We start from the raw sequence: 24,367 nt of genomic DNA on the forward strand, positions 1-24,367 counted from the left end.
CTCATCCTTTAACGCCGCCGAGGCTGATGCCCTCGATGACCTGCTTCTGTCCGACGATAAAAACGACGAGCAGCGGCACGATCGCCGAGACGGAAGCGGCCATGACGAGCGAGTAAAACTGGCCGTTGCGGTCCGCGAACGCGTTCATGCCAAGCTGAATCGTGTACAGCGCCTTGTCGCTCAGGAAAATGAACGGCGACTGGTAGTCGTTCCACGTCCAGATAAAGCGCAATATCGCGTAGGTGGCGATCGCCGGCTTCACGAGCGGCAGCAGGATGCGGCCGAATATGGAAAAGTGACCCGCTCCGTCGATCTGCGCCGACTCGATATATTCATCGGAAATGCCGGCGAAAAACTGGCGGAGCAAAAAGGTGCCGAGCACGCTGAAGCCGCCGAGCAGCACAAGCCCCGTATGCGTATCGTAGAGACCGATGGAGCGGTAAATGACGAACAGCGGAACGAGCGTCGCCTCTACCGGAATCATATAAGTCGCCAGCACGACCAGAAAGAGCGCGTTGCGGCCCGGAAACCGCACCTTGGTGAAGCCGTAGGCGGCCATCGCCGACACGACGACGGACAGCAGCGTCGTCAGTACGGATACTTTGATCGAGTTCCAATAATACAAAGGGAAATTGGCTTTGCCGTTCCATACCTTTTTATAATTCTCGATGACCTGCCAGTGCTTCGGAATCCACTCGACCGGATAGTTGAACACGTCGACCTCCGGCTTGAGCGAGGCGGACAGCATCCAGACGAAAGGGAGCAGGAATACGATGCCGAACAGCACCAGCGCCAGTGTGGCGAGGAGGCGTGAAAAAGGGAGCGCCCGTCGACCGGCGGCTTGCGTCTTCATCCTTGATGCACCCACTTTCTTTGGCCGGCCCACTGCAAAATCGTGATCGCCAGGATGATGACGAACAGCACGACCGACATGGCCGACGCGTAGCCCGTTTTCAAGTTCACGAAGCCCTGCTGATAAATGTCGTACACGATGACCGACGTGGAATGCGCGGGTCCGCCGTCCGTAAGTACCTTGATGATGGCGAACGACTTAAAATTGGCGATCAGGCCGGTAATCAGCAGAAAAAAGCTCGTTGGCGTCAACAGCGGAAAAGTGATCCGGAAAAACTTCACGCGCGCGGACGCCCCGTCGATGTCGGCGGCCTCGTAAAGGTCGCGCGGAATGTTTTTCATGCCCGCGATATAAATGATCAGCGACACGCCAAGGTCGATCCAGATCATCAGCAGCATGACCGACGGCAGCGCATATTGCGGATCGGCCAGCCACTTGGGCGGCTCGTGAACGCCGACGGCGGAGAGGAAACCGTTAACCGGACCGTACGACGGGTGAAACAGCACCTGCCAGACAAACGCGACAGCGGCGATGCTGGAGATCTGCGGCATGAAAAAGATGACTTTGAAAAAGGAGGACCCGTACGCCCGCTCGGAGATCAGCACCGCGAGCAGCAGCGCGGCCGCCATGCCGATCGGCACCGCCAGCAGCATGATCAGATTATGGAGCAGCGACTCGCCGAACTCCGGGTCCCGCAGCAGCCGTGCAAAGTTGCCGAAGCCCGATAGATGCAGCTTGTCGTACCCCGTCAGGAAAGACCAATCGGTCAGACTGAAGACGAACAACATGATCAACGGAACGAGCGTAAATACGATAACGCCAAGCAGCATCGGCCCGATAAAAACATAGCCTGCCGCGATCTCGCGCAAACGTCGGGATTTGCGGGTCGCCTGCGGGTTCGGCGTCCGGGCCTGTCCGGTCTGTGGAGTAGCCATCTGGATCCAAGCCTCCTTGCATAGGCGGTTTTCTACAGTATAGAAAACGCTTTAAGCAGCCATAAGGCCTTAAAATGACTCATTTCAAATTTTTTTGACCGTATCGCGCAAATGCGGTAAAATGCCTGGTCCTTGCATGAGAGCGGCATGTTTGGGGGATAAAGTTTGGGGTATTAGATAGTGAACGAACACGTTAAGTAAGGATCTGCTATAACGAAAGAAGCCACCAATCATCCATTAGGAGGGATTCGACATGGCACAGGAACGCGGCACCCAAGAACGTAGAATCGTCGGCGTATTCGATACCGAGCAAGGCGCGGTAAGAGCAATCGAGGATTTGAAACGTCAGGGCTATACCTCGGACGACATCTCGGTCATCAGCAAAAACCGGGACGATCTGGATTACGTCACCGACGAGACGGGCACCAAAGCGCCCGAAGGCGCGGCGGCCGGCGCGGCGACGGGCGGCGTGGTCGGCGGCTTGACCGGCTTGCTCGCCGGACTCGGCCTGCTGGTCGTACCCGGCATCGGGCCGATCCTTGCGGCAGGGCCGATCGCGGCGACGTTGACCGGCCTCGCAGTCGGCGCCGGCACGGGCGGCATCGTTGGCGGCCTCATCGGCCTCGGCATTCCGGAGGACGAAGCCCACCGCTACGACGAGGATCTGAGCGCAGGCCGCATCCTGGTGCTCGTCGACACGGATCCCGACCGCCGGGCGCCCGTTTACGACACGTTCCGGACGAACAATACGCTGAACTCGGATACGTATATCGTCTAAAGCGGCTGCGGAGATAGCGAATAAAGGGATACAGTAAGTACGGCGAGTCCTCTTCCCCCTGCGGGAGGAGGGCTCGCTCGGTTTTTCCGGCTATCTCAGCCTCACCAACTCGCACGTCGCTCCGTTAGCCGGTTTTTCCGGCTATCTCTGCCTCAAACATTTGGCATGTCTCTTCGTTAGCCGTTTTTTCCGGCTATCTTGGTTTAATCGTCGGGCTTTTGACCAGCCAAGAACGCAATGGTAGCGGCGTTAGCGCCTTTGGGCGCTTATCGGCTCAGTCTTGAGCGCTTCGAGGGCGGCGTTAGCGCCTTTGGGCGCTTATCGGCTCAGCCTTGAGCGCTTCGGGGCGGCGTTAGCGCCTTTTGGCGCTTATCGGCTCAGCCTTGAGCGCTTCGGGGGCGGCGTTAGCGCCTTTTGGCGCTTATCGGCTCAGCCTTGGGCGCTCCAACTATCTTGACGGCTACGGCACCATGAAACAGCAAATACCCCCGCGCAGTCCAGAAGGACCGAACGGGGGTGCGGGGATTGGTCAAAACACAATAAGTCCGAATCAGCGCGATTCGACGCCGTTGCTGCTGTAGGAGTCGGAGTAGCGGCTGGCGTCTCCTTCGGCCCATACGTCGGAGAGCGACGGGTCGGCCTGGAATTGCTGGAGCGCGTAGGAGCAGGAGGGGATGATCTTGCGCCCCTTCTCTCTCGCGTCCTCGACGACGAAGTTCAACAGCTGGCGCGCCAGGCCGCGTCCGCGGTATTCGCCGTCCACCGAGGTGTGATCGATGATCCAGGTGTCCGCGTCCGCCATCGTATAGGAGATCTGGCCGATCCTGCCCTTAACGCCGCGCAGGATGTAGCCGTTGCCTTCCCGTTCCGCGACGATCTCTTCTTCCGGCCGTACCTCGGGCGTTCCGTTATTGTACAATGCGCTCATGTCCATGCACCTCCATCGTCATTCTCGTTTCTCGTGTTCTCTATCCCTTACCCCGATCGGCGACTTTCGATCGCTCCCCCGCCGAACCGGCTAAACAATCAAGCCCGCCATGCTTCCCCATCTAGGGCTTATGATAATAGGAAACCGGCTTCGCGATCGCCTGGTCGAAGCAGCGCTTCACGGAGTGATAGCCGATCGCGAGCTGCCCGCGCGCCGGGTCCCAGCGCTTGTACTCCTGCAGGGATGCGACGACCTTGTGCGAGTGGTCGCGCGACCGCTCGACGAGCAGCTCCAGTCGCCTGACCTCCCGCTTCGCGTTGCGAAGATTGTACGGCTCGACGTACAGGCGCAGGTCCGCGATCTCGCCTGTACGCGCCAGCCGGCGCGCGGCCCGGCCCATGTTGGCGTGATCGGCATGATTGCCCCCGAGATCCGTGAAGGCTTTGACCCGGGCTTCCGGGTACCTGCGCAAGTATTCCCGAAGCACGTCCTCGCAGCCTTCCGCCGTCGTCGAGCCGTCCCGCATCTGTCCGTCCGCAAAGTGGATATGCGTCTCGGGAACCCCGAGCGCCAGGCAGGAACGGCGGAATTCGTCGTTGCGCAGCCGGACCATATCCTCTTCCTCGAGACGACCGTAGCCCTCGGCCGCCGGATCGTAATAACGCCTCGCGAGCGCGCTCCTGGTCTCGCCGTTCAGCTGCCTTCGCACGCCAGACGAGCGCCCGTCCGTATATAAGATGACGTGGCATTCGTCGCCTACGTCGAGATGGTTGCGGATGCCCGCGCCGAAGGTAAGCGCCTCGTCGTCCTGATGAGGCACGAAAAACAAATTGATCGCCATGACGCGTACGCCCTCCCGAATGTAAATTAAAAAGCCCGCCCCGCGCCGGCACGACGGCCATGCGCTTAGCGAGCTTCCAGTCAGATTCCGTCGTTCGCAAGCTGCGAAGCGAGCTTGTCGTGCATGCGCGTCCGCTCCTGCTCGCTGACCATATAATAGTAGATGCCGCCGATGCGCTCGCCGCCGCCGTTCACCTGGTCCTTGCTGACCGTGTTGATTTCTTTGCGGTAATTGTTGAACAGCGCCTTCATATCGTCCAGCGTCAGATTCGTCTTGGCGTTCGCCCGAATCTCGTCGAGAATCTCCGGCACCTTGGTTACGGTCTTAATCCGCTTCGCCTTATTGATCAGCTCGCCCATTACCGTCTGCTGCCGCTCGATGCGTCCGATATCTCCCTTGGGATCGTCGTAGCGCATGCGGGAATAGAGCAGCGCATTCTCGCCGTCGAGATCAAGCTGTCCCTGCGGATAATTGACGCCGTCGATCGTGAAGCCGAACGGATTGTTCACCGTTACTCCGCCGAGAATGTCGATGATCCGCTCGAAGCCTTCCATATTGACTTTGACATAGTAATCGATAGGAACGTTCATGAAGCGTTCGACCGTACGGATCGACATGTCGACGCCGCCAAAGGCGTATGCGTGGTTGATCTTGTCCGTCGTGCCTTTGCCGACGATCTCGGTGCGGGTGTCGCGAGGGATGTTGTAAAGCAACACGGAATGCTTGGCCGGATTGACCCCGACGACCATGATCGTATCGGACCGGCCGACATCGCCGGACCGCTCGTCGACGCCAAGCAGCAGCACCGTGAACGGGTCCTTGGCATTCAGATCGACGATACGGCGTGCCGTATCGGATGGATTGGCATCGCCGGTTGCCGCCAGCTGCACGGCGCCCGTCGCCGTGCCCTCCGAACTCGTGCCGCCCGCTCCGCCGGCAACGGCCTGCGTGCCGTCCCCCGCAGGGGGGACGGTACCGATGGGCTGGTAAATGTCGCTGATCGTATCCGTGGCGTCATGGTACAGGTACCAGGCGTACCCGCCCGCGCCCAGGACGAGCAGCAGCACTGCCGCGGACGCGATGATGAGTACTCTTTTTACGAGGGGATTCCTCTTGACAGACAATGGAACTCCATCTCCTCCCAAGTACCGTAGAGATCGATCTCGTCGTCTTCCTTCACCGATTCTCCCTGCTGAATCTCGATGAATTCCATATCTGTCGCCGCGCGCAGCGCGTGGTAGGAACCGGCTGGGATTCGGAATACGTCTCCCGGCTTCAGGATATATAGTTCTTCGCCGAGTACCAGTTCTCCTTCACCCGATATGACCGTCATCGTATCCGTCCGCTCCGCATGATAGTGATAATTCAGGTGCTTGCCCGACTTGAGACAGATACGCTTGGTCAGCACCTCCGCATCGCGGCTCTTGGAATAGTCGAGCACGCGATACCAGCCCCAGGTCCGCTCCTCGTACATCGGGCGCTGGTTCGGCACGACCATGTCCTTGATGCGCGGGCTTGCGTTCTTCTCGGACACGAGGATGCCGTCCGGACTGACCGCGACGATCGCATTCTGGATGCCGATGATCGTGACCGGAATGTCCAGTTCGTTGACCAAATGCGTATTGGCGCTGTCGTCGCTCAAAATGCCGTTGCCGATCACGCACGCGCCCATGTTGTCCGTCAAGGTGTTCCAGGTGCCAAGGTCCTTCCAGTAGCCGTCGTAAGGGATGACGACGATGTCGGATTCCTTCTCGACCACCTCATAGTCGAAGCTGATCTTGGCGAGCTTGTCGTAGCTCTTCTGAAGTTCCTCATATTGGATCGGCACCCCGCGCTCCAGCAGCAGGCCGATCAGATAGCCAAGCTTGAACGCGAATACGCCGCAGTTCCACAGCGCGCCGTCCGCGATCAGCGACTTGGCCTTTTCTTCGGACGGTTTCTCCGTGAACCGCGCCACGCGGCTGTACGAATCGTCTCCGCCATCCTGCTCCGGCACGATGTAGCCGTACTTGGAGGAAGGCAGCGTCGGCGTCACGCCCATGAGCGCGATCTTCGCATCGGTGCGGTTCAGCACGTCCTCGAGATCCTGGATCCGCTCAAAGAACCGGTCTTCGACGTACGGGTCGACGGGCAGGATGCACACCGTCTCGTTCAGGTCGACCTGCCTGAGCGAATACAGGTAGGCCGCAGCCAGCGCGATCGCCGGGAACGTGTCCCGCCGCTCGGGCTCGACGATGATCGGCACCTGGCCCAGCTGGCTCTGCAGGATATCGAGCTGCTGCTTGCCCGTCGCGATCACGGTCGATTGATCGAGGCCGACGGCGCAGATCTGTCCCCATACCCGCTGGACCATCGACTCCATCTCTTTATTTTCGTTCTCGAGCACCTTGAGGAATTGCTTGCTCCTCGCGTCGTTGGACAACGGCCACAGTCGTTTGCCGGAACCCCCGGACAGCAATACCAATTTCATTATGTTTTCCCCTCCAGATGTTCTTTGGTCCTTCTCTCTTGCCGGCCGGCTTAGGCTTGCAACCTATGCTCGCAACTAAAACTAGCACTGCCAAGTTGCACGTCTAAGCTCGCCGGCTAAACTTGCCCGCTTAGCCGATTCTGCGTTCCTCCTGCAGATCTGCGCCATCCGATGAGCCGGTCAATTCGTACAGGTGCTCCCACAAACCCATGCCGAGCTCCTCGCGCTTCAGCGCAAAGTCGATGTTCGCCTTCAGGAAGCCCAGCTTGCTACCGACGTCGTACAGCTTGCCGTCGTAGCGGTAGCTGTACATGCTCTGGCGCGACGCGAGCTGCTTCATCGCGTCCGTCAGCTGAATCTCTCCGCCCACGCCGGGCTGCTGATGCTCCAGAATATCCATAATGGCCGGGTCCAGAATGTAGCGTCCTATCATCGCCAGGTTGGACGGCGGATTGACCTTCGGCTTTTCGACCAGATTCGTGATCCGGTTCAGCCGCTTGTTGATCATGTCGCCCTGGATGACGCCGTAGCTGGACACGCTCTCCCACGGCACTTCTTCTACAGCTATAATACTGCCGGCCCGCTCGTCGTAGACGTCGATCATCTGCTTCAGGCAAGGAACCTCGCTCTCGATGATCATGTCGCCGAGCAGCACCGCGAACGGCTCGCCGGCCACGAATTTGCGCGCGCACCAAATGGCATGTCCGAGTCCCAGCGGCTCCTTCTGCCGGACGCAGTGAATCTCGACGAGATTCGTGACGCCCCGTACGATTTCCAGCAGCTCGTTTTTCTGCTTGCATTCGAGATCCGCCTCGAGCTCGTGGTTTTTGTCGAAGTGATCCTCGATCGCGCGTTTGCTGCGGCCTGTGACGATGATGATATCCTCGATGCCCGAGCAGATCGCTTCTTCGACGATGTATTGGATCGTCGGCTTGTCGACGATGGGGAGCATTTCTTTGGGCATCGCCTTCGTTGCGGGAAGGAATCTCGTTCCGAGGCCGGCGGCGGGGATGATCGCTTTTTTGACTTTAGACATTCGTGTAGTACCCTCCTATCTACTGTGGAAAATGCGGCGTTGAACGTTCGCGGGACAAAGCGACGGGGATAAGCGGGGACGACGGCGGTATGTTATCAAGGGGCGGCCGCGTGGGCTTCACCCCGGCTTCACGGACTTATGTCTCCTATATACCTTATCGCGTACCACATGAATCAGATTCCGGTTGAAATAGAATATGACCGCGAAGTAGAGCAGCGCACCGCAAATGACCTGCAGGATAAAGCCCGTATTGAGCTCGAACAGCGCCTGAGAGAGCCAATCGAAGGCCAAAACGCCGATAACCATAACCAGTCCGCATAGCAGTCCGGGCGCGATGCTGCGCAGGAGCGGAGCCAGGCACGGCCCCAGCACGCGCCTTACGGCATAGCTGTACTGGATGCAGAAGATGACGACCTGCACGACGACGAACGCGTAGCACAGCCCGATCATGCCGCCCAGATACGCGCCGATGAACAGGCCGGGCACCTGCACTGCCATGCAGAGCAGCGTATAGCGGAAATACATGTCCATCCGCCCTTTGGATTGCAGCAGCGGTTGGACGGTGACGACAAGCGAGCGGATCAGGAACATGACGCACAGAATCTGAATGAGCGGCACGCTGGGCAGCCATTTCTCGCTGAAGGCGAACGTGACGAGCATCGGCGCCGTGACCAGCAGGCCCAGGTAGATCGGCGCGTTCAGGTAGCTGACGCCTTCGGCGATCTTGATATAGCCCTTGCGCAGCTGCGTCAGGTCGTCCTGGATCTTGGCGAAAATAGGCAGCGTGACCGAATTGATGAGCGGCGTCAGCTTCTGTACCGGCATGATGCACAGCTGGTAGGCCCACGAATAGTAGCCGAGCGTCTGCGCGCCGTACATGCGGCCCAGGATCAGATAATCCAGGTTCGAGATAAAGGATTGGAGCAGATTCGAGGACATCTGATAGACGCCGAAACTGAGATAGCCCTTAAGGTCGCCGCGCGTGAAATGCATGGCGGGCGTCCATCTGCGCCAGCCCATGATCATAAGGCCGGCGGAGCGGACGAGCGCGTTGCCCAGGTAAGAGCCGACCAGCGCGTAGACGCCGTAGCCGTAGTAAGCGCCCGCAATCGCGATGAGGAAGCCCGCGAAGTAGGCGGCGATCTGGATCTTGGAGATCGCGTCGAACTTGAGCTCCTTGCGCGACAGCACCTCGAACTGTTGGCCGAAAGCCGGGATCAGGCACAGCAGCGACATCCACCGGACCGGGTTGACGAGGTCGGGCTCGTGATAGAAGGCCGCCACGAGCGGCGCGGACAGGAAGATCGCCAGACTGATGACGAAGCTCGTCGCCAGGTTCAGTATGTAGAGGCTGGAGAGGTGGTCCCTGGTGACGTCCTGCCGGTGAATGATCGCGTTGGAGATGCCCATGTCGGTCAGGTTGACGGCAGCCGCGACGATGACCATGACCATCCCCATGAGACCGTAATCCTTGGGGGTCAGCAGATGGGAGACGGTGAGGAGCTGCAGCACCTGCACGACGATCGAGATGACGGTCGCGAGCGTGGACCATTTGGCCGCCGCGATCCCTTTTTTCTTGAGCGAACTCATGATTGTCGTGTCACTTCCTTGGATGAGGCTGTCCGCCGCAAACCGTCGGCGAATTCAAGCAGCGTCCTGGCCTTGGCGTCCCAGGCATGGCGCTCGGCGAGCGCCCGGATGCGGTCCCGCCCATGCCTCGCGGCAATGGCTTCGCCGACCTTGGCCGGGAATTCGTCCGCGTCCCGGTAGAAATACAGGAACGGCTCCTCCCGCCGCAGCAGCTCGGGCGTCTCGGTAACGACAACCGGCAGTCCTGCGGCCGCGTATTCGTACAGCTTCATCGGGCTGCGCCCTTTGTTGGCCGCATGGCCGCTCAGCGGCAGCAGCGCGACGTCGGCGTGATGCAAGTATCTCGGCACGTCCCTATACTTCTTCGGACCGAGCAGATGCACGTTGGGACGGCCGGCGAACACGGCGGCCGTCGCATCGTCGCAGGGTCCGATGACGACGAGGGCGAGCTCCGGCTTGGCGTCCGCCAGCTTGCGCAGCGCGCCCAGGTCGAGCCGCTCGTCGAGCGCGCCGACGTAGACGGCCCGGGGGCCGGGGATCGTCCGCATATCCTCGGGCTCCTCGCCGCCCCGCGCGAAGTGCTCGTACTCGACGCCGTTTTCGAGCAAGAGGCACGGCAGCGCGGGATTGTACGGCAGCAGCTCCTCGAGCACCGGCTCCGACGTGGAGACGAGGCCGTGCGCGCGCGCCATGATCGCGGCCTCGGCGGCCTGGATCGAACGGTCGCCCGTCATCTGGGCGTACAGGTCGGTCGGCCTGTAGACGGTGACGTCGGGCTTGATGACGGCATCAAGTCCGGCGAACCGCGGCTGGTCGATGAGCAGCAGGTCCACGCGCTCCATGCCCTGCTCCTGAAGCAGCCGTTTCATGCGAGGCAGCGTCCAGTTTTTGCCCGTGCGGGCATAGATCGGACCGGCCACCTCCCACGGCAGCAGCGCCATCGGCACGCTGTTCACCGCCTGATCCGGCTCGGCCTCGGGCTGTCCCCGGTAGATCTTGATCCGCGCGCGGATATCCCGGTCCTTGTACTTGAGCAGATGCATCGGGCTGAGCGGCGTGCTCATGTGGAGGACGCGGTGGCCGAGCCGCTTCATCTCGCGGGCGAGATGGTGGGAGCCGACGACGAACGGCCCGCCCATGTACGTGTGGCTCGCAAATACGATATTCACCGGCTCCACCCCCTCTCGCGTTCCGGCACGTATGCCGCTGCTGCCGCGGCCAGATGCGGCCGGACCGCGTCCAGCGTTTCCCGCGCGCATTTATCCCAGGAAAAGTTGCCGGCCCGCGCGAGTCCGCGTTCGCGCAGCTGCGTCCGCAGCCCGTCGTCCTCCATGATGCGCCTGATCTTGGCCGCGATGTCCGCCGGATCGCGCGGATCGCAGTAGAGCACGGCATCCCTGCACACCTCGGGGATCGAAGCGGCGTCGGAAGCGACCACGGGGCAGCCGCAGGACATCGCCTCGAGCGCCGGAAAGCCGAAGCCTTCGTAGAAGGAAGGGAAGACGAAGCAGGAAGCCCGGTCGTACAGGGCTCGCAGCTCTTCGTCCGTCACGTAGCCGAGCGTTTTGACCTCGCCGCCGATCCGTCCGCCGGCGGGCTTGAAGATCTTGCTGCTGCCGCCGGCGATGACGATGTCGAAGCCGACGTCGCCCATCAGCTCGATCGCCTTCGCGACGGAAGCGAAGTTTTTGTTCGGGCTCATGCTGCTGACCGCCAGCACGTAAGGCCGCGCCAGCCCGTGACGCTCGAACACCGTCTCGTCGGCCTTGATCCGCAGGATATGTTCGCGGCCGTGGTAGATCGTCTTGATCTTGCGCTCGGCGATGCCGAAGTGCTGTGTCAGCTGCGCGCGGGAAAACGCGGAGCAGGTCAGCACGCCCTTCGCGTTCATGCCGAGCACACGCTGCAGCACCTTGTACCAGGCGCGGAAGGCGAAGGAGTACGTGTCCGGCGCCGCGTAAACGGCCGCGTCGTGCATCGTGACGGCCTGGCGGCGCTTGGTCATCGGCCCCGTGTTGCACAGGCTGAGCAGAAATCCGTCCGCGCAAAGCGCCGGCAGGCTGAGCTGCTCCCAGGCATGGCCGGCGCCGCGCCCCGATTGCTTGATCGGGATATGGCGCAGGCCGATGTCCCGAATGTCTCCCTTCGGCGCCAGCACGACGAATTCGCAGCCTGCGACCGCCGCGTCGCGTTCCCCGACCATGGCGTCGAGCGAGCGAAGCACCTCGATCGCGTACCGTTGTACGCCCGTGACGGGATGGGTCAGGAAGCGCCCGTTGATATAGATCTTCTGAAGCTTCATGTCCGATTCACCCCCGAGAGCCGCCAGCTCTTGATTTTGCGCTTATTGTAATGAAGAACGAGCGTGAACAGGAGCAGCACGACCCAGCACGGGAAAAACCGGCCGCTCGTGAAGTACAGATACCGCGGAAATTCCAGGATGCCCACGATCCAGATCGGGTACATCAGCATGCCGAACGTGTGATTGTTGCGGAAATGCGTGTACAGCACGCCGCTGATATAACCGAGGAGCGCCATATAAACCAGTGCCCCGCCGAAGCCGTAATCGTGATAAGGGAGCATGAGCCCGGACGGATTGTTGAACTCCGGATTGCCCATCGTTTCGAGTATGTTGTCCAGCAGGCCCATGGGCCGTACGCCGTATACGTTGGCATACGCCTCGCCGCCCGGCGGTATTTTCCACAGCCACTCCCAGGTATAGTAGGGGAACGGAATCGACGGGAAGCCCAGCTCTCTTATGTACAGCGTGCCGGTGTTGAGAGCCGTGACGTAGTAGCCGAAAAAGCGGGTGACGACGAACTCCCAGAACGAAGGATAGATGTGGACGTAGTAGCTCAGCCACGAACGGAAGTACTCGCTGATCCCGAAAAATCCGATGACGAACACGATCCCGATGAGCGGATACAGCTTCACGAACGGCACCCGCTTGCCCTGCTTCAACCGCATCGAGATCCATATAATGATCGCCGGCACCATGATCTCCATCAGGGCGAGCCGCTCGGAGAAGAAGATCGAGCGCATGAGCGTCAGCAGGAAGACGACCGTGAACGCGGGCATGAACGTCTTGCTTCCCTTGAGGCATTGGTAGTAGGTCGCGAGAATCGTGAAGGCGATGCCGAAGTTCGTAAACGAGGTGACGCCCGTGATCTTGTCGAAGTTCTGCTTGATCGAGTAGATGGCGCCCGGCTCTCCCTTGATGACGGACAAGAACAGCGACACCGTGAAGCCGCTGCGGACCATGATCAGCAAGTAAACCGCGTAGCCGAACAGCGTCATGGCGAACAGGGCGTAGACGACGAACTTGATAAAGGTGTCGCGCTTCAGCACCGCATCGGGAAACACGGATACGGGCTTTACCTTTTTGTACAGCATCGACGACAGCAAGCCGCCCAGGACGAAGGCGGCTGCCGGATAGACGGCGAGCCAGATGTTGCCGCTGTCGATGAACTTCTCGACGCGGTAGAACATCAGGTAGTTCTGGGCGGGGATCATATAGGCGCCCGCGATGACGACCCCCATCACGATGGCGAACAGGATGGTCGGGTTCATCCACCAGACCGAAGCATTCTTTCTCATCACACGGGCACTCCCTCGTCTTGATTGCGCCGGCGCGGCGCGTTCACCTGCCATAAAAAGCTGCCGGCTCCGCCTCGAACTGCGACAGGCTGCCCACATGCGGCCGCCCGACCGAGTAGTAACGCAGGTCCGCCTCGTTCACCTGCTCGCTCGAATACACATTGCGTCCGTCGATCAGGATGTTCTGGCGCATGACGCCCTGTACCTCGGGCAGCGACAACGACTTGAATTCCTGCCAGTCGGTCAGGAGACATAACGCGTCGCAGTCCCGGGCCGCCTCGATCGGATCTTCCTTCCAGACCACCTCGTCCGCCTGCCCGAAGATCGCCTTGAAGTTGGCCGTCGCCACCGGGTCGTAGGCCTGCACCTCCGCGCCCTCCGCCAGCAGCGCGCCGATGATGTCCAGCGCCGGCGACTCGCGAACGTCGTCGGTGTCCGGCTTGAACGCAAGCCCCCAGACGCCGATCCGCTTGCCGCCGAGCTCGCCGAGCGAGCGCCGCAGCTTGGTCATGACGTTGAAGCGCTGGCCCTGGTTCACCTCGACGACCGACTTCAGCAGCTTGAACTCGTAGTCGACGTTGCCCGCGATCTGGATGAGTGCGTTCGTATCCTTCGGGAAGCAGGAGCCGCCGTAGCCGATTCCAGCCTGGAGGAACGACGGGCCGATCCGCCGGTCGTGACCCATTCCCTTCGCCACGTCCGTGACGTCCGCGCCGACCTTCTCGCAGATGTTGGCGATCTCGTTGATGAAGGAGATCTTGGTGGCGAGGAAGGCGTTGGACGCGTACTTGATCATCTCCGCGCTGCGCACGTCGGTCACCATGATCCGGTCGGTCAGCGGACGGTGCAGCTCGGCGATCTTAGCCGCCGCCTCGGGGCTGTCCGTGCCGATGATGATGCGGTCCGGATGCAGCGTGTCCGCGATGGCCGAGCCTTCCCGCAGGAACTCGGGAATCGAGACGACGTCGAACGGATGCGGCGTGAGCCGCGAGACGATGTCCCGAATGCGGTCGTTCGTGCCGACCGGCACCGTGCTCTTGGTCGCGATGATCTTGTAGCCGTTCATCGCGAGCGCGATCTCTTGCGCGGCCTGCTCGATGAACGCCAGGTTGGCTTCCCCGTTAGGCAGCGGCGGCGTGCCGACGCAGAGGAAGATCGCCTCTGCGCCCTCGACGGCCGGCGTCAGGTCGCCGGTGAAGCGAAGGCGCCCAAGCTCGCGGTTTTTGGCGATCAGCTCCTGGAGGCCCGGCTCGTAGATCGGCACTTCGCCGCGGTTCAGGCGCTCGATCTTGCCCAGATCCTTGTCCAGGCAAGTGACGTCGTTGCCGATCTCCGAGAAGCAGACGCCGGATACGAGCCCGACGTACCCGGTGCCGATGAAGGTCAGTTTCATAGTTGTCTTTTCCCCCTATAGAACGGCCTGGACGCTTCCCGCCTGGCGCGTATTCTGATGCAGTTTGTTGTCGACGTGCTGCTGCAGCTTCTTGCGGAACGAATCCGGCGAGAAGCGCACCGCGTTCTTGCGGCAGTTGGCCGCCTGAATGGCGCCGCCCTCGTTCTCGAACCGGCTTACGGCCGCCATCACCTGCGCCGGCGTCTGCTCTTCGAAGAAGACGCCGGTCGGCTGCGCGACGCCGAGGCCGCGGACGGTCTCGAGCGATCCGCCCCTGCCGTAGGCGATGACCGGCGTGCCGCAAGCCTGCGCCTCGACAGGCGTGATGCCGAAGTCCTCTTCGGCGGCGAACACGAACGCCTTGGCCCGCTGCATATGATCGATCAGCACGGCGTCCGGCTGGTAGCCGAGCACCTGAATGTTCGGCGCTTTGGCCGCCTGGGCCTTGACCTTCTCCATGTCGGGTCCGTCGCCGATAATGACCAGCTTCTTGTCCGGCATGCCGGCGAAGGCTTCGGCGATCATGTCCATCTTCTTGTAAGGAACCATGCGGGAGGCCGTCAGGTAGAAATCTTCCTTGTCCTCGCGGTACGAGAAGGCGTTCACGTTGACCGGCGGATAGATGACGCTGGACTCCCTGCGGTATACCTTCCAGATGCGGCTGGCGATGAATTCGGAGTTGGCGATAAAATAGTCCACCCCGTTGGCTGTCCGGTAATCCCACATCCGCATCCGGCTCAGCATCCACTTGGCGAAGGCGCCCTTCAGGCCGCGCTGCAGGCCCGACTCCCTGAGATATTGATGCTGCATGTCCCAGGCATAGCGGATCGGCGAATGCACGTAGGAAATGTGGAGCTGGTTCGGCCCCGTGATGACGCCTTTGGCGACCGCGTGGGAGCTGGATAAAATGAGATCGTAGGCGGACAGATCGAACTGTTCGATGGCGAGGGGCATGAGCGGCAGGTATTGCCTGTACTTCTTTTTGGCGAACGGCATGTTTTGCAGAAAGGAGGTTCGGACCTTCCGGTCTTTGAGGAAGCCCCGATCCTTCTCCGGCAGGAAATCGACCATGGCGAACACGTCCGCTTCGGGATACACCTCGAGCATTTGTTCGACCACTTTCTCCGATCCCGCATACGTCGTCAACCATTCGTGAACGATCGCGACCTTCATTTGGCTGTCGTCCTCCTGTTCGTACCCGGTGGCATTTCGTTAGATTTAATAAGCGCCCTTCTTGAGCAGCACGCTGCGTACGGTCGCGAACAAAATCTTCGTATCGAGCGCTAGCGATTTGTTGTAGACGTAGTAGAGTTCGAGATCGACGCGCTCCGGATAGCCGACGTCGCTGCGCCCGCTGACCTGCCAATAGCCGGTAATGCCGGGCTTGACCGACAGGAATTCGCGTTTTTTGTCGCGATATTCCTTGAGCTCCTGAGCGACGACCGGACGCGGGCCGACAAGGCTCATCTCGCCCTTGAGCACGTTGTACAGCTGAGGCAGCTCGTCGAGGCTGGTCTTGCGGAGGAAGCGGCCGATGCGCGTGATGCGCGGGTCTTCGTGCGCTTCGAGCTTGTAGTTGCTTGCGACGTACTTGGCGTACAGTTCCTTGTCTTCGCGCAGCAGCTGCTCGGAGTTGGTGTTCATAGAGCGGAACTTGTAAATATTGAACATGCTCGCGCCCTTGCCGATCCGGTGCTGCTTGAAAAATACGGGACCCTTCGGATCCTGGATTTTGATGATAATTGCAATGACGGCAAATACCGGGGAAAGGAGAATCAATCCGATGCCCGATCCGAGCAGGTCGATCACACGCTTGGCGCTTGCGAACAGGTAGTTGGTTCCGCTTGACTGGGCATTAGGCTGGACGATAGGCTGGGCGGACGTCGTGGCTGGGGCGCGGCTGGCGATCTCGAGCTCATTGCCGACTAAACTCATTTTTTAATCTCCTCCGTATCCGTAGTAATTAGCGTAGCTGGATTCAATGCGGCTGCGGTTCGTATTGTTCAAGACGGCGCCGAGAATGTGCGCGCCGACGTGTTCCAGTCCAAGGCGGGTGCGGCGTACGGCCTCCTTGGTGACCTTGCCGGAGCGGGCGACGAGGACGACGCCGTCGGACATGGCGCCGACGATCTGCGCATCCGCGAACGACGAGGCCGGCGGCGAGTCGACGACGATGACGTCGAACTGCGTCTTCAGCTCTTCAAGCAGGCTTCGCATGGCATCGGAGCCGAGCAGCTCCGAAGGATTCGGCGGCACCGTGCCGGCCGGGAGCACGTACAGGCCGGCGATATCCGTCTGCTGGATCGCGTCCTCCGGCTTGCCGCGCCGGATCAGGATGTCGCTCAGACCCGTGCGGGTCGTGCGGAAGAAAGCTTGTCCCACGGACGGCCGTCTAAGATCGGCGTCGAGCAGCAGCACGTTTTTGTTTTCTTGCGCATAGCTGATCGCCAGATTGATCGCGGTGGTCGTACGGCCTTCGCCCGATACCGCGGACGCCACGAGAATCAGCTTGACAGCTTGCCCCATCGAGGAGAACCGGATATTGGTGCGCAGCTTTTTGTAGGACTCGGACACCGAGGAACCCGGGCCCGCTTTGGCAATCTGGCGATGCTTGTTGTTTTCTCTGGTCATCTGTATCCCTGCCTGTCTCTCGAATATGATTGCGGCGATCTGTGTCGCGCGATTCATGCGTCGATGCGGCTCGGCCTCAGTTGGTAGCCCGTTGCCTGGCTCGTATCGCCTGCCAATACGGAATGATAGATTTCTTCCAGCTTCTTGGTCTGCTCTGTCAAGTCGAACGATTCGCGAACTCGTTCTCTGCTTCTGGCGCTCAATCGCCGCCATAGTGCTTCGTCGCTCAGCAGACGGGAGATGCAGGCAGCGAGCCCCTGCCAGTCGCGCGGCTCGGCGAGCAGTCCGGTCTCGCCGTCGCTCACCGCCTCGGGGATGCCTCCAGTACGGAAGCTCGCTACCGGGAGCCGCATCGAGGCCGCCTCCAGGAAGGAGATGCCGAATGCCTCTTCCGCTCCGGTCTCCGTCGGCACGCTCGGCACGGAGAATACCTTTGCGCGGTTCATCCAGCGCTTCACGACCTCCGGCGGCTGCGTGCCCAAAAAACGATATTTCTTGAGCGTTCGAGCTGCGAGCTCCTCCAGCTCCGCCCGGAGCGGACCGTCACCGATCAGCACCAGCTCGGCATCCGGGTTCTCCCTTTGCACCTGGCTCATCGCCTGGATGAGATAGGCTGCGCCCTTCACCTCGACCAGACGGCCGACGAACAGCACCACGTTTTCTCTCGGCGACGCATGCTCGGGCTCGGGTTTGAACCGCACCGTATCGACGCCGATATAGTGACGAACGATCTTGTCCGCGGGGTAACCTTGTTCGATCAGCTTGCCGCGGATGAAATCCGATACGGCGATAAACAAGGCTGCGGACCGCTGGAGCTGCTCCCGCTTGCGAATGTAGTTGCGGTGCGTGTAGTAGGACTTGCGGGCATATTCGTCCTTGATCGTCGCATCGTAGCCGTGGAACGTGACGACGAGCGGGATGTGAAGGCGTCTTGCGATCGGCAAGGCCAAGGCGGCGTCGGGACCGAAATGCGCGTGAAGCAGGCGGAAGTGCATTTGCCTGAACTTGCGCTCGATCGGGAAGCCGAGGCCCGTGGATTTGAAGAGCAGCTCGCGCATTCGGCCGCCCGCGCCGCCCGAATTCAACACGGTGACGCGTTCGGGATCGAGAGAGATCCCCGGATTTCGATTGGAGCCCGCATAGTGGGCCCGGTAGATGCGCATGCCCTCGGCCTGGGAGCGGATAAACGTCTCAGAGGGCGCCAACAGACAATCGCGATAGATCAGAATATTTCGTAACGTCATGACCGGCGAGTCCCGCCTCCTTCGGTCGCCTTGGCATGTCAGCGCTGCTCTTCGGCGGGTCTAAGTTCCTGCTTGCCGCGTACCGCGTTCTCTCTGGCGAACGGAATCGCGGTGCGTAATTTGCCTTGCGCCAGATCCTTTTGCTTAATCTTGCCGATGGTGGCGAGCATCGTGATGCCGAGCTCGCTCTCGAGGTCGTCCTCAGTCCGGATCTTATCGTCCAGGTAATCGACAAGGAACGCGATGCCGAGACCAAGCAAAGCTGCAAGCAGGAAGCTGAATATATACAGGACCGTATGACTGCTGTTGATCGGGCCCGGCGCGGCCAGCGGATCCGGCTCGGTGAGCACCGTGATGTTGTTAAGCTTCATGAGCTCGGTGACGCTGCCGCGGAAGGCGTTGGATACGCCGCCTACGATTTGCACGGCCGTTTCGTAGCTGTCGGCCTTGGCGACCAGCGTGATAATCTGCGCATCCTTCATCGTATTGACTGCGACCTTCTCGCTGATCTGCGATGCCGTCATACCCAGCTCGGGGTGTTTGTCCGCGACGGTCTTCATGACCGAAGGAGACTTGATGATCTGCTTGTAGGTGTTGATGAGCATGAGGTTCGTATTGATAGAGTTCTGGTCGATGACCTGCTGTCCCGCGACCGTCGATTCGGTTTTGTTGACGATCAAGTCCGTCGACGCCTGATAAACGGGCTTCACGTACTTGTTGGTGTAAACGTAGGCGGCCGTGCAGATGACGACGATCAGCAAGGCAGGGATCCACCAGTATCTCTTGACGACCTTGAGGTAATGCTGCAGCTCCATTCTAGATAGCCTCCGCTTCGTTTTGTATGATTTCCTGCGTTTTGCCGGATTGGGAGATTCGGACGATCCCGACGAGCCGGGACCCTGGGAGGAAAGTGATGTTATGTAGGTTCGGGTCGCCCCTTTCGCCTGTTCGCCCGTCTCTCTCATTCTTGACCCCAACTTAAACCTCTGACTCCGTATCTGAAACAAACATGCATATATTGGTAACGGTTTCAAGTGGGTTTTCTCATTTTTAAAAAACGCGAAAAAGCGCGCCGTTATCGCATCGGCGCGCTTTGTCAATTAGAATTATTAAAATCCCGTATTTCCTTCCAGATGGATATTGCCGCCCTTGAAATTGGTTGGCGCTTTGCTAGAATCGCTGAGAACGTTATTCGAGAAATAAATGTTGCCCAAGTCCCCGTCTCCCCACACTCCGATGCCGTCGTTCACGGCGTTTTTGATCGTATTCGCTTCGAAGGTGATATCGTCCAGCTTGCCCTGGGACGCGTAGACCAAAATGTTCGGGTGATCGCTGTCCTTGCGCATGCCCGTATGCTCGATCGTATTTTTTTGCACGGTGACGTTTTTCGTGTCGGCCGTCTCCCATTCCTTCTCGACGGAGATATAAATGCCGGCCATCTCCGTGCGCTGGATCGTATTGCCCTCGATCGTGACGTCCTCGCCGCCAACGACGGATATGCCTCTCGCCTTCGAGTCGTAGCCGACGTCATTGTCCACGATTGTCACGTCGTTCGTTACCGCCCGGTCCTTCAGGTAGCTGACGACCGCGATGGCGTCGTCTCCCGTGCCGGATACTTTGTTGTTCTCGATTCGGATGCGGGAGCTTCCGTCCGTGATGTGAATACCGTCGGCCCCCGTATTCTCGATCAGGTTGTTCGCAATGACGCCGTCCTCGGAAGACTCCTGCACGAGAATGCCCGCCGTGCTCGCCTTGTCGACATGTACGTTTTCGATGCGAAAGCCGCTCGCATCCCTGACCGTGATGCTATTTTTGGCATTCTCGCCGTTGCCCCGCTTAACCGTCTTCTCATAGACGTGACTCAAGTCGCTCAGCGAAGGACCGCTGCCCTCCAGGTCGATCGAGCCGCGCTTCGGATCGGTGGATACGATGACCGTCTTGTCGGCGCCGGCTCCCTGCACCTGGACGCCGTCGATGACCCAGAGGTCGTCGATGCGGTATTCCCCTTCGGACAGGCGAAGCTGAAGTCCGTCCTCCCTGGCTTTTTGCGTGCAAGCCTTGAGCGTCTCCAGATCGTCGTCGCGATCGTCCGCGCCCGCCAGGCAGAGCAGCGCGCCGTCCTCGATCGTCCAGCGCGTTTCTTCCGACGGTTCCGGGGAGGACGAAGCCTCTTGCGAAGAGGAGGGCGCAGGGGTGTCGTCCGGCTCCGCTCCCTTCTCGCCGCCGCGCGGCCACAACAAGACAATGGCCAGCACCAGCAGCAATGCGATTCCAGATCCTAGCGCATAGCGTTTTTTCCGGATTCTCTCCATCCCGACCTCCAGTTGGCTCTTTGTATAGATTTATCGGACTTACCAGAGTTTCACCCCTTATGCACCTGGGTAAAACAATCTCGCACATTAAAAATCGTTAAGATGACGCGAAAACGGAAGCAAAATATTGCGAAAACAGAAGCAAAAACAATAAAAAAACCAACCCGGATATCCGGATTGGCGTCGTTTTATTTATCAGCCTATCAGCGCTATTAAAATCCCGTATTGTTGCTCAGATGAATGGTGCCCGCCTTGAACGTCGTATTCGCTCCTACCGCGTTAATCAACGTATTTTTCGTAAAGTAGATATCCTTGATCTGTCCGTCGCCCCATACGCCGATTCCGCGATGGGCCGCGTTCTTGATCGTGTTGCCCGCGAACGTCACATTGTCGATAACACCCTGCGAGGCGTAGATCAGCACATTGGGATGATTTTCTGGCTCGTGAATGCCCGCATGGTCGATTGTATTGTTCTTCACCGTAATCCGGTCGACGTTAACCGTGTTGTAATTGGCTTCGACAGCAATATAGATGCCCGCCATATGCGTGTCCTTTACCGAGTTGTCTTCGATCAATACGTCCGTGCCTCCGACGACCGCGATGCCGCGCGCCTTGGAGAGGTATCCGACGTCGTTGCCGCGGATCGTGACGTCATGCACCGCAGGACCGTCCTGCGCGTAGCTGACGACTGCGATCGTATCGTCCCCCGTCGCTTTGACCGTATTTTTCTCAATCAAGATGTCGCTGCTGCCGTCCGTAATATGGATGCCGTCCGCACCGGTCGAATCGACGGTGTTGTTCGTGATGGTGCCGCCCTTGGCCGCGCCCTGGACAAGAATGCCTGCCGTGCTCGACTTGTACACGTAGACGCCGTCGATCGTGAAGTTCGTCGCTCCGCGTACGGTAATGCTGTTCTTCTCATTGGAGCCGTCGCCCCGCGCGACCGTCGTCTGATAGACATGCTTGACGCCGCTCAGTTTGGCATTGTTCCCCTTCAGATCGATCGAGCCGTTCTGCGGGTCCGTCGATATCAGCGTCGTCTTCGTCATGCCCGCGCCGATCAGCTTGACGCCATTGAGGGTCAAGATCTTGCTCAGCTGATATTCGCCGGCCGGCACGGAGACGTATTTGCCCTGTGCCTTCGCCTTGTCCAGGCAGGCTGCGAATGCGCCGTAGTCGTCTTTGCCGTCGTTCGCCACAGCCCCGCAGCTCGTTACGGACAGCGCGTAAGAATTGGCATTGGCCGCCACGGCAACCGTTGGCTTCGCTACGGAAGAAGCAGCGGGCTTCGCAACCTGCGTCGCTGCCGGCTTGACCGCGTTCGACGTCGCCGCGGCCTTCACCGTCGACGAAGCGTTGACCGCCGTGAACGTAATTTCCGGATCCCACAATGTATGGTCGTTGTTCATCGATGCCCTGCTGTTGACTTCAAAGTAAATCGCCGTTCCCTTCTCAACCGCGACCGGTTTCACCTCTGGCGAATTGCCGTCTGTCGTGCTCACGACGGCGCTCCACAGCGTCGTCTTGTCCTTTTTAATCGTGGCGAGGATGCCGTCGCCTTTGTCGTCGCCTTTTTTGACGGTACCGCCGATCGTGACCGTACCCTTGCCGGGCGACACCCACTTGCGTACGGCGTCGAAGTCCTTGCTCGGGTGCATCGCGTCCTTGCTCACCCAAGGATATCCGCTGTCCGCCGCCGCTTGCCAGCGGGTGTCGTCCGCATTATATGCGAGATTGCTATAAACCGAGCCTGCGCTTTTCTGATAGAACCACTGGTTCCGCCCCTGCGTGACCGAAAAGTCTTGCGGAGCGGCATATAAACTGCTAACGCTGACGGCTTGCGCGTCCTTTACGGACACAATCGAATTCGAAAGCCCAAGACCCAGGGCGAGCGCCATTGCCGTCAAACCGATTTTTTTCAAAATAAATAACCTCCGTATGTTTGGATATGATTGATGCAGGGTAAAGACGGAGTAATAGCAAGAAGTGTATACTAAACGACAGCTATATTTGATATATCGGTTATACATAGGTTTGCATGAATACAATGGCAGCAATCCGACATGCCATTTGTTTCCTGCGACCTATTTTAGCATGCTTTTTCAGATTTTAAAGCAAAGAAATTATAATCTATTTTTAATAGAAGAAACACGATTCTGAGAACACCGATCAAGGAGGAAAATGGAAGACTCGCGGGAGGATGGCATGCAGGCGTTTTAAACAAACGTTCAATACAACGAACATTAATATACCATGTATTCCAAATTCATGTACATATTAAATCTGCTTTATGATAAAAAGTTAATAATTGGCGTTTGATGCAAAAAAAGAATGCTGCGTGCTGTTAGGCGCGCGCATTCTTTTTATGCGTTGTTGCGGAGCCCGCACTCAGGAACGGGCATTAGCGCATGGACAGCCTCGCCCGCCGCTCGCGCGATGCTCATATTAGCGCAGACTTGCGCTCAGCTTCCCCCCTCTCCCCACTTACAAGAGGCGCAGGTTTGGCAGGCCGATAGCAGGAAAAGCAAGCGCAAGCCCCGTATCTCGGAGCAAGCCCCTCCGGGACAGCCCCGAGACACTCGCTCCCGCGCGATTGGACGCCTCCCTCTCGGCATGCGATAGCGTTCGCTCCCACGCGATTGGGACGTGCCCCTGCTCTTTTCAAACTTATGTAAGTCTTCTTCGTTCATCCGCCGTACGCCCGACCGACGGCTCCGCCGTCGCGAGCGAACGGCACATCGCCAGATAAGACTCGCGCGCTTCGGGCGTCCAGCCGTTCCGATACCTTTTCTCCCAGGCTCGTTCGTCCTGTTGGAGGAATGCCTCGATGGCCGCAATCGGCTTCCTATGCGCCGAATCCGGGCGCATGCGCTGCGCATGACGCAAATAGTCGCCGATGACGGGCATGGCCTGCTCGTAGTCGTCGATGTCCTCGGCCGGACCGCCGGCGATCAGCGCGGACAAAATGCCGCCCGCACCCTCCAAAAGCGCCGGGTCGATCGCATCCTCGCCGAGCGCCTCCTCCAAATCTCCCTTAAGCGCGCAAGTATAAGCGAGCAGACCGTCGCCGATTCGATTGCGAAAACCTTCGCGTAGCAGCCAATCCCGAATCTCCTGCGTCTCCGGGTCGAGGCGCTCGACCAAGTAAATGCGTCCCCAGCCGTCCACGCACCGCGCGAGCTCGCAGAGCAATTTGCTGGACTGCTCCATGCTCAAGAGCGCCGAAGCCGCATACAGCGTGAATTCCTCGTGCTTGCCCAGCGTGAACGCCAGCTCCCTGTGCCGATCGCTGCCGTATTGGCTCAGGAGGGCAAGTCCGAACTTCACGACATTGCGGTGCACGCCGTGCCGCGCCATCCACAATGCCTCTTCGTACAAATTGCCGGCATTCAGTCCCGGCAGCTTATGTAAAGCCTGGAGCGCCGGACTGATCGCATCCAGCGATTCCTCGCGCATAAGCGCGAGATAGGCGGCTCTTCGGTTGCGGACGTTGCGGTCGCGGCTGAGTCGGATGAGCAGGCGTGCCAATTCCTTGGCGGCGCCTTCATCCTCGATGGAGCCGATCGGCCCGATTCCCTCCAGGCTTTGCTGGCGCAGCGCTTCCTTGCGTTCGGGCTTGTCCGCGTATTCGTCGTCGTCGGGCAGCGTCTGGGACTTCAGCTTGCCGTCTTGGTCTGTTCGAAGGACGATCGTGTCGAAGACGGACGGCTTGCCTGCCCAGGGATACAACGAAGCGACGGCAGTATTGCGAAGCATACG

The 24,367-nt window shown here is 59.5% G+C and carries 21 protein-coding genes; 1 reads left to right on the forward strand and 20 read right to left on the reverse strand.

Features of this window, described 5'->3' with window-relative positions; translation table 11 throughout:
* Window position 1: 1 nt before the first annotated feature.
* Entirely contained in the window at window positions 2-853 is an 852-nt protein-coding gene (locus KB449_RS26830) for a carbohydrate ABC transporter permease (protein WP_282911299.1), read from the reverse strand.
* Complete coding sequence (locus tag KB449_RS26835) at window positions 850-1,788, reverse strand: carbohydrate ABC transporter permease (protein ID WP_282911300.1); 939 nt, start codon at window positions 1,786-1,788, stop codon at window positions 850-852. Before KB449_RS26835 ends, KB449_RS26830 begins: the two co-directional genes overlap by 4 nt.
* A gap of 253 nt (window positions 1,789-2,041) precedes the next feature.
* Between KB449_RS26835 and KB449_RS26840 the strand changes: the two genes are divergently transcribed.
* Entirely contained in the window at window positions 2,042-2,566 is a 525-nt protein-coding gene (locus tag KB449_RS26840; protein WP_282911301.1) for a general stress protein, read from the forward strand.
* Window positions 2,567-3,116: 550 nt separating this feature from the next.
* Here KB449_RS26840 and KB449_RS26845 read toward each other — a convergent pair.
* The 18 genes from KB449_RS26845 to KB449_RS26930 form a co-directional block, all read right to left on the reverse strand.
* Window positions 3,117-3,494: a GNAT family N-acetyltransferase gene (locus KB449_RS26845; RefSeq protein ID WP_282911302.1), complete on the reverse strand. Its 378-nt coding sequence runs from the start codon at window positions 3,492-3,494 to the stop codon at window positions 3,117-3,119.
* 121 nt (window positions 3,495-3,615) lie between these two features.
* The gene (locus KB449_RS26850; protein WP_282911303.1) at window positions 3,616-4,335 is read right to left on the reverse strand and encodes a PIG-L family deacetylase; all 720 of its coding nucleotides are present in this window, start codon (window positions 4,333-4,335) and stop codon (window positions 3,616-3,618) included.
* A gap of 80 nt (window positions 4,336-4,415) precedes the next feature.
* Entirely contained in the window at window positions 4,416-5,459 is a 1,044-nt protein-coding gene (locus KB449_RS26855) for an LCP family glycopolymer transferase (protein WP_282911304.1), read from the reverse strand.
* Window positions 5,432-6,805, reverse strand: coding sequence for a sugar phosphate nucleotidyltransferase (locus KB449_RS26860; RefSeq protein ID WP_282911305.1), 1,374 nt, complete (start codon window positions 6,803-6,805; stop codon window positions 5,432-5,434). The genes KB449_RS26855 and KB449_RS26860 overlap by 28 nt, the downstream gene beginning before the upstream one ends.
* 130 nt (window positions 6,806-6,935) lie before the next feature.
* Window positions 6,936-7,841 carry a UTP--glucose-1-phosphate uridylyltransferase GalU gene (galU, locus tag KB449_RS26865; protein WP_282911306.1) on the reverse strand — a complete coding sequence of 302 codons (906 nt, stop codon included), beginning with the start codon at window positions 7,839-7,841 and terminating at the stop codon, window positions 6,936-6,938.
* Between the two features lie 117 nt (window positions 7,842-7,958).
* Window positions 7,959-9,431 carry an MOP flippase family protein gene (locus KB449_RS26870; protein WP_282911307.1) on the reverse strand — a complete coding sequence of 491 codons (1,473 nt, stop codon included), beginning with the start codon at window positions 9,429-9,431 and terminating at the stop codon, window positions 7,959-7,961.
* Window positions 9,428-10,600: a glycosyltransferase gene (locus KB449_RS26875; protein ID WP_282911308.1), complete on the reverse strand. Its 1,173-nt coding sequence runs from the start codon at window positions 10,598-10,600 to the stop codon at window positions 9,428-9,430. The genes KB449_RS26870 and KB449_RS26875 overlap by 4 nt, the downstream gene beginning before the upstream one ends.
* Window positions 10,597-11,733: a glycosyltransferase family 4 protein gene (locus KB449_RS26880; protein WP_282911309.1), complete on the reverse strand. Its 1,137-nt coding sequence runs from the start codon at window positions 11,731-11,733 to the stop codon at window positions 10,597-10,599. Before KB449_RS26880 ends, KB449_RS26875 begins: the two co-directional genes overlap by 4 nt.
* Window positions 11,730-13,028 carry an O-antigen polymerase gene (locus KB449_RS26885; protein WP_282911310.1) on the reverse strand — a complete coding sequence of 433 codons (1,299 nt, stop codon included), beginning with the start codon at window positions 13,026-13,028 and terminating at the stop codon, window positions 11,730-11,732. The genes KB449_RS26880 and KB449_RS26885 overlap by 4 nt, the downstream gene beginning before the upstream one ends.
* A gap of 43 nt (window positions 13,029-13,071) precedes the next feature.
* Window positions 13,072-14,421 (reverse strand): UDP-glucose dehydrogenase family protein, encoded by a 1,350-nt coding sequence (locus KB449_RS26890; protein ID WP_282911311.1) that lies wholly within the window; start codon window positions 14,419-14,421, stop codon window positions 13,072-13,074.
* A gap of 15 nt (window positions 14,422-14,436) precedes the next feature.
* Window positions 14,437-15,594 (reverse strand): glycosyltransferase family 4 protein, encoded by a 1,158-nt coding sequence (locus KB449_RS26895; RefSeq protein ID WP_282911312.1) that lies wholly within the window; start codon window positions 15,592-15,594, stop codon window positions 14,437-14,439.
* Window positions 15,595-15,639: 45 nt separating this feature from the next.
* A complete protein-coding gene (locus KB449_RS26900; RefSeq protein ID WP_282911313.1) occupies window positions 15,640-16,356 on the reverse strand; it encodes a sugar transferase in 717 nt (238 codons plus the stop codon).
* Window positions 16,357-16,359: 3 nt separating this feature from the next.
* The gene (locus KB449_RS26905; protein WP_282911314.1) at window positions 16,360-17,052 is read right to left on the reverse strand and encodes a CpsD/CapB family tyrosine-protein kinase; all 693 of its coding nucleotides are present in this window, start codon (window positions 17,050-17,052) and stop codon (window positions 16,360-16,362) included.
* 53 nt (window positions 17,053-17,105) lie between these two features.
* On the reverse strand, window positions 17,106-18,296 hold the full coding sequence (locus KB449_RS26910; RefSeq protein ID WP_282911315.1) for a glycosyltransferase: 1,191 nt from the start codon (window positions 18,294-18,296) through the stop codon (window positions 17,106-17,108).
* A gap of 38 nt (window positions 18,297-18,334) precedes the next feature.
* Window positions 18,335-19,111 carry a YveK family protein gene (locus KB449_RS26915; RefSeq protein WP_282911316.1) on the reverse strand — a complete coding sequence of 259 codons (777 nt, stop codon included), beginning with the start codon at window positions 19,109-19,111 and terminating at the stop codon, window positions 18,335-18,337.
* A 294-nt stretch (window positions 19,112-19,405) separates the two neighbouring features.
* The gene (locus KB449_RS26920; RefSeq protein WP_282911317.1) at window positions 19,406-20,608 is read right to left on the reverse strand and encodes a right-handed parallel beta-helix repeat-containing protein; all 1,203 of its coding nucleotides are present in this window, start codon (window positions 20,606-20,608) and stop codon (window positions 19,406-19,408) included.
* A gap of 212 nt (window positions 20,609-20,820) precedes the next feature.
* Window positions 20,821-22,530, reverse strand: coding sequence for a right-handed parallel beta-helix repeat-containing protein (locus KB449_RS26925; RefSeq protein WP_282911318.1), 1,710 nt, complete (start codon window positions 22,528-22,530; stop codon window positions 20,821-20,823).
* Between the two features lie 745 nt (window positions 22,531-23,275).
* A complete protein-coding gene (locus tag KB449_RS26930; RefSeq protein ID WP_282911319.1) occupies window positions 23,276-24,364 on the reverse strand; it encodes a hypothetical protein in 1,089 nt (362 codons plus the stop codon).
* Window positions 24,365-24,367: the final 3 nt, after the last annotated feature.

Origin of the sequence: Cohnella hashimotonis, assembly GCF_030014955.1 — a bacterium.
In the GTDB taxonomy this organism is placed as follows: domain Bacteria; phylum Bacillota; class Bacilli; order Paenibacillales; family Paenibacillaceae; genus Cohnella; species Cohnella hashimotonis.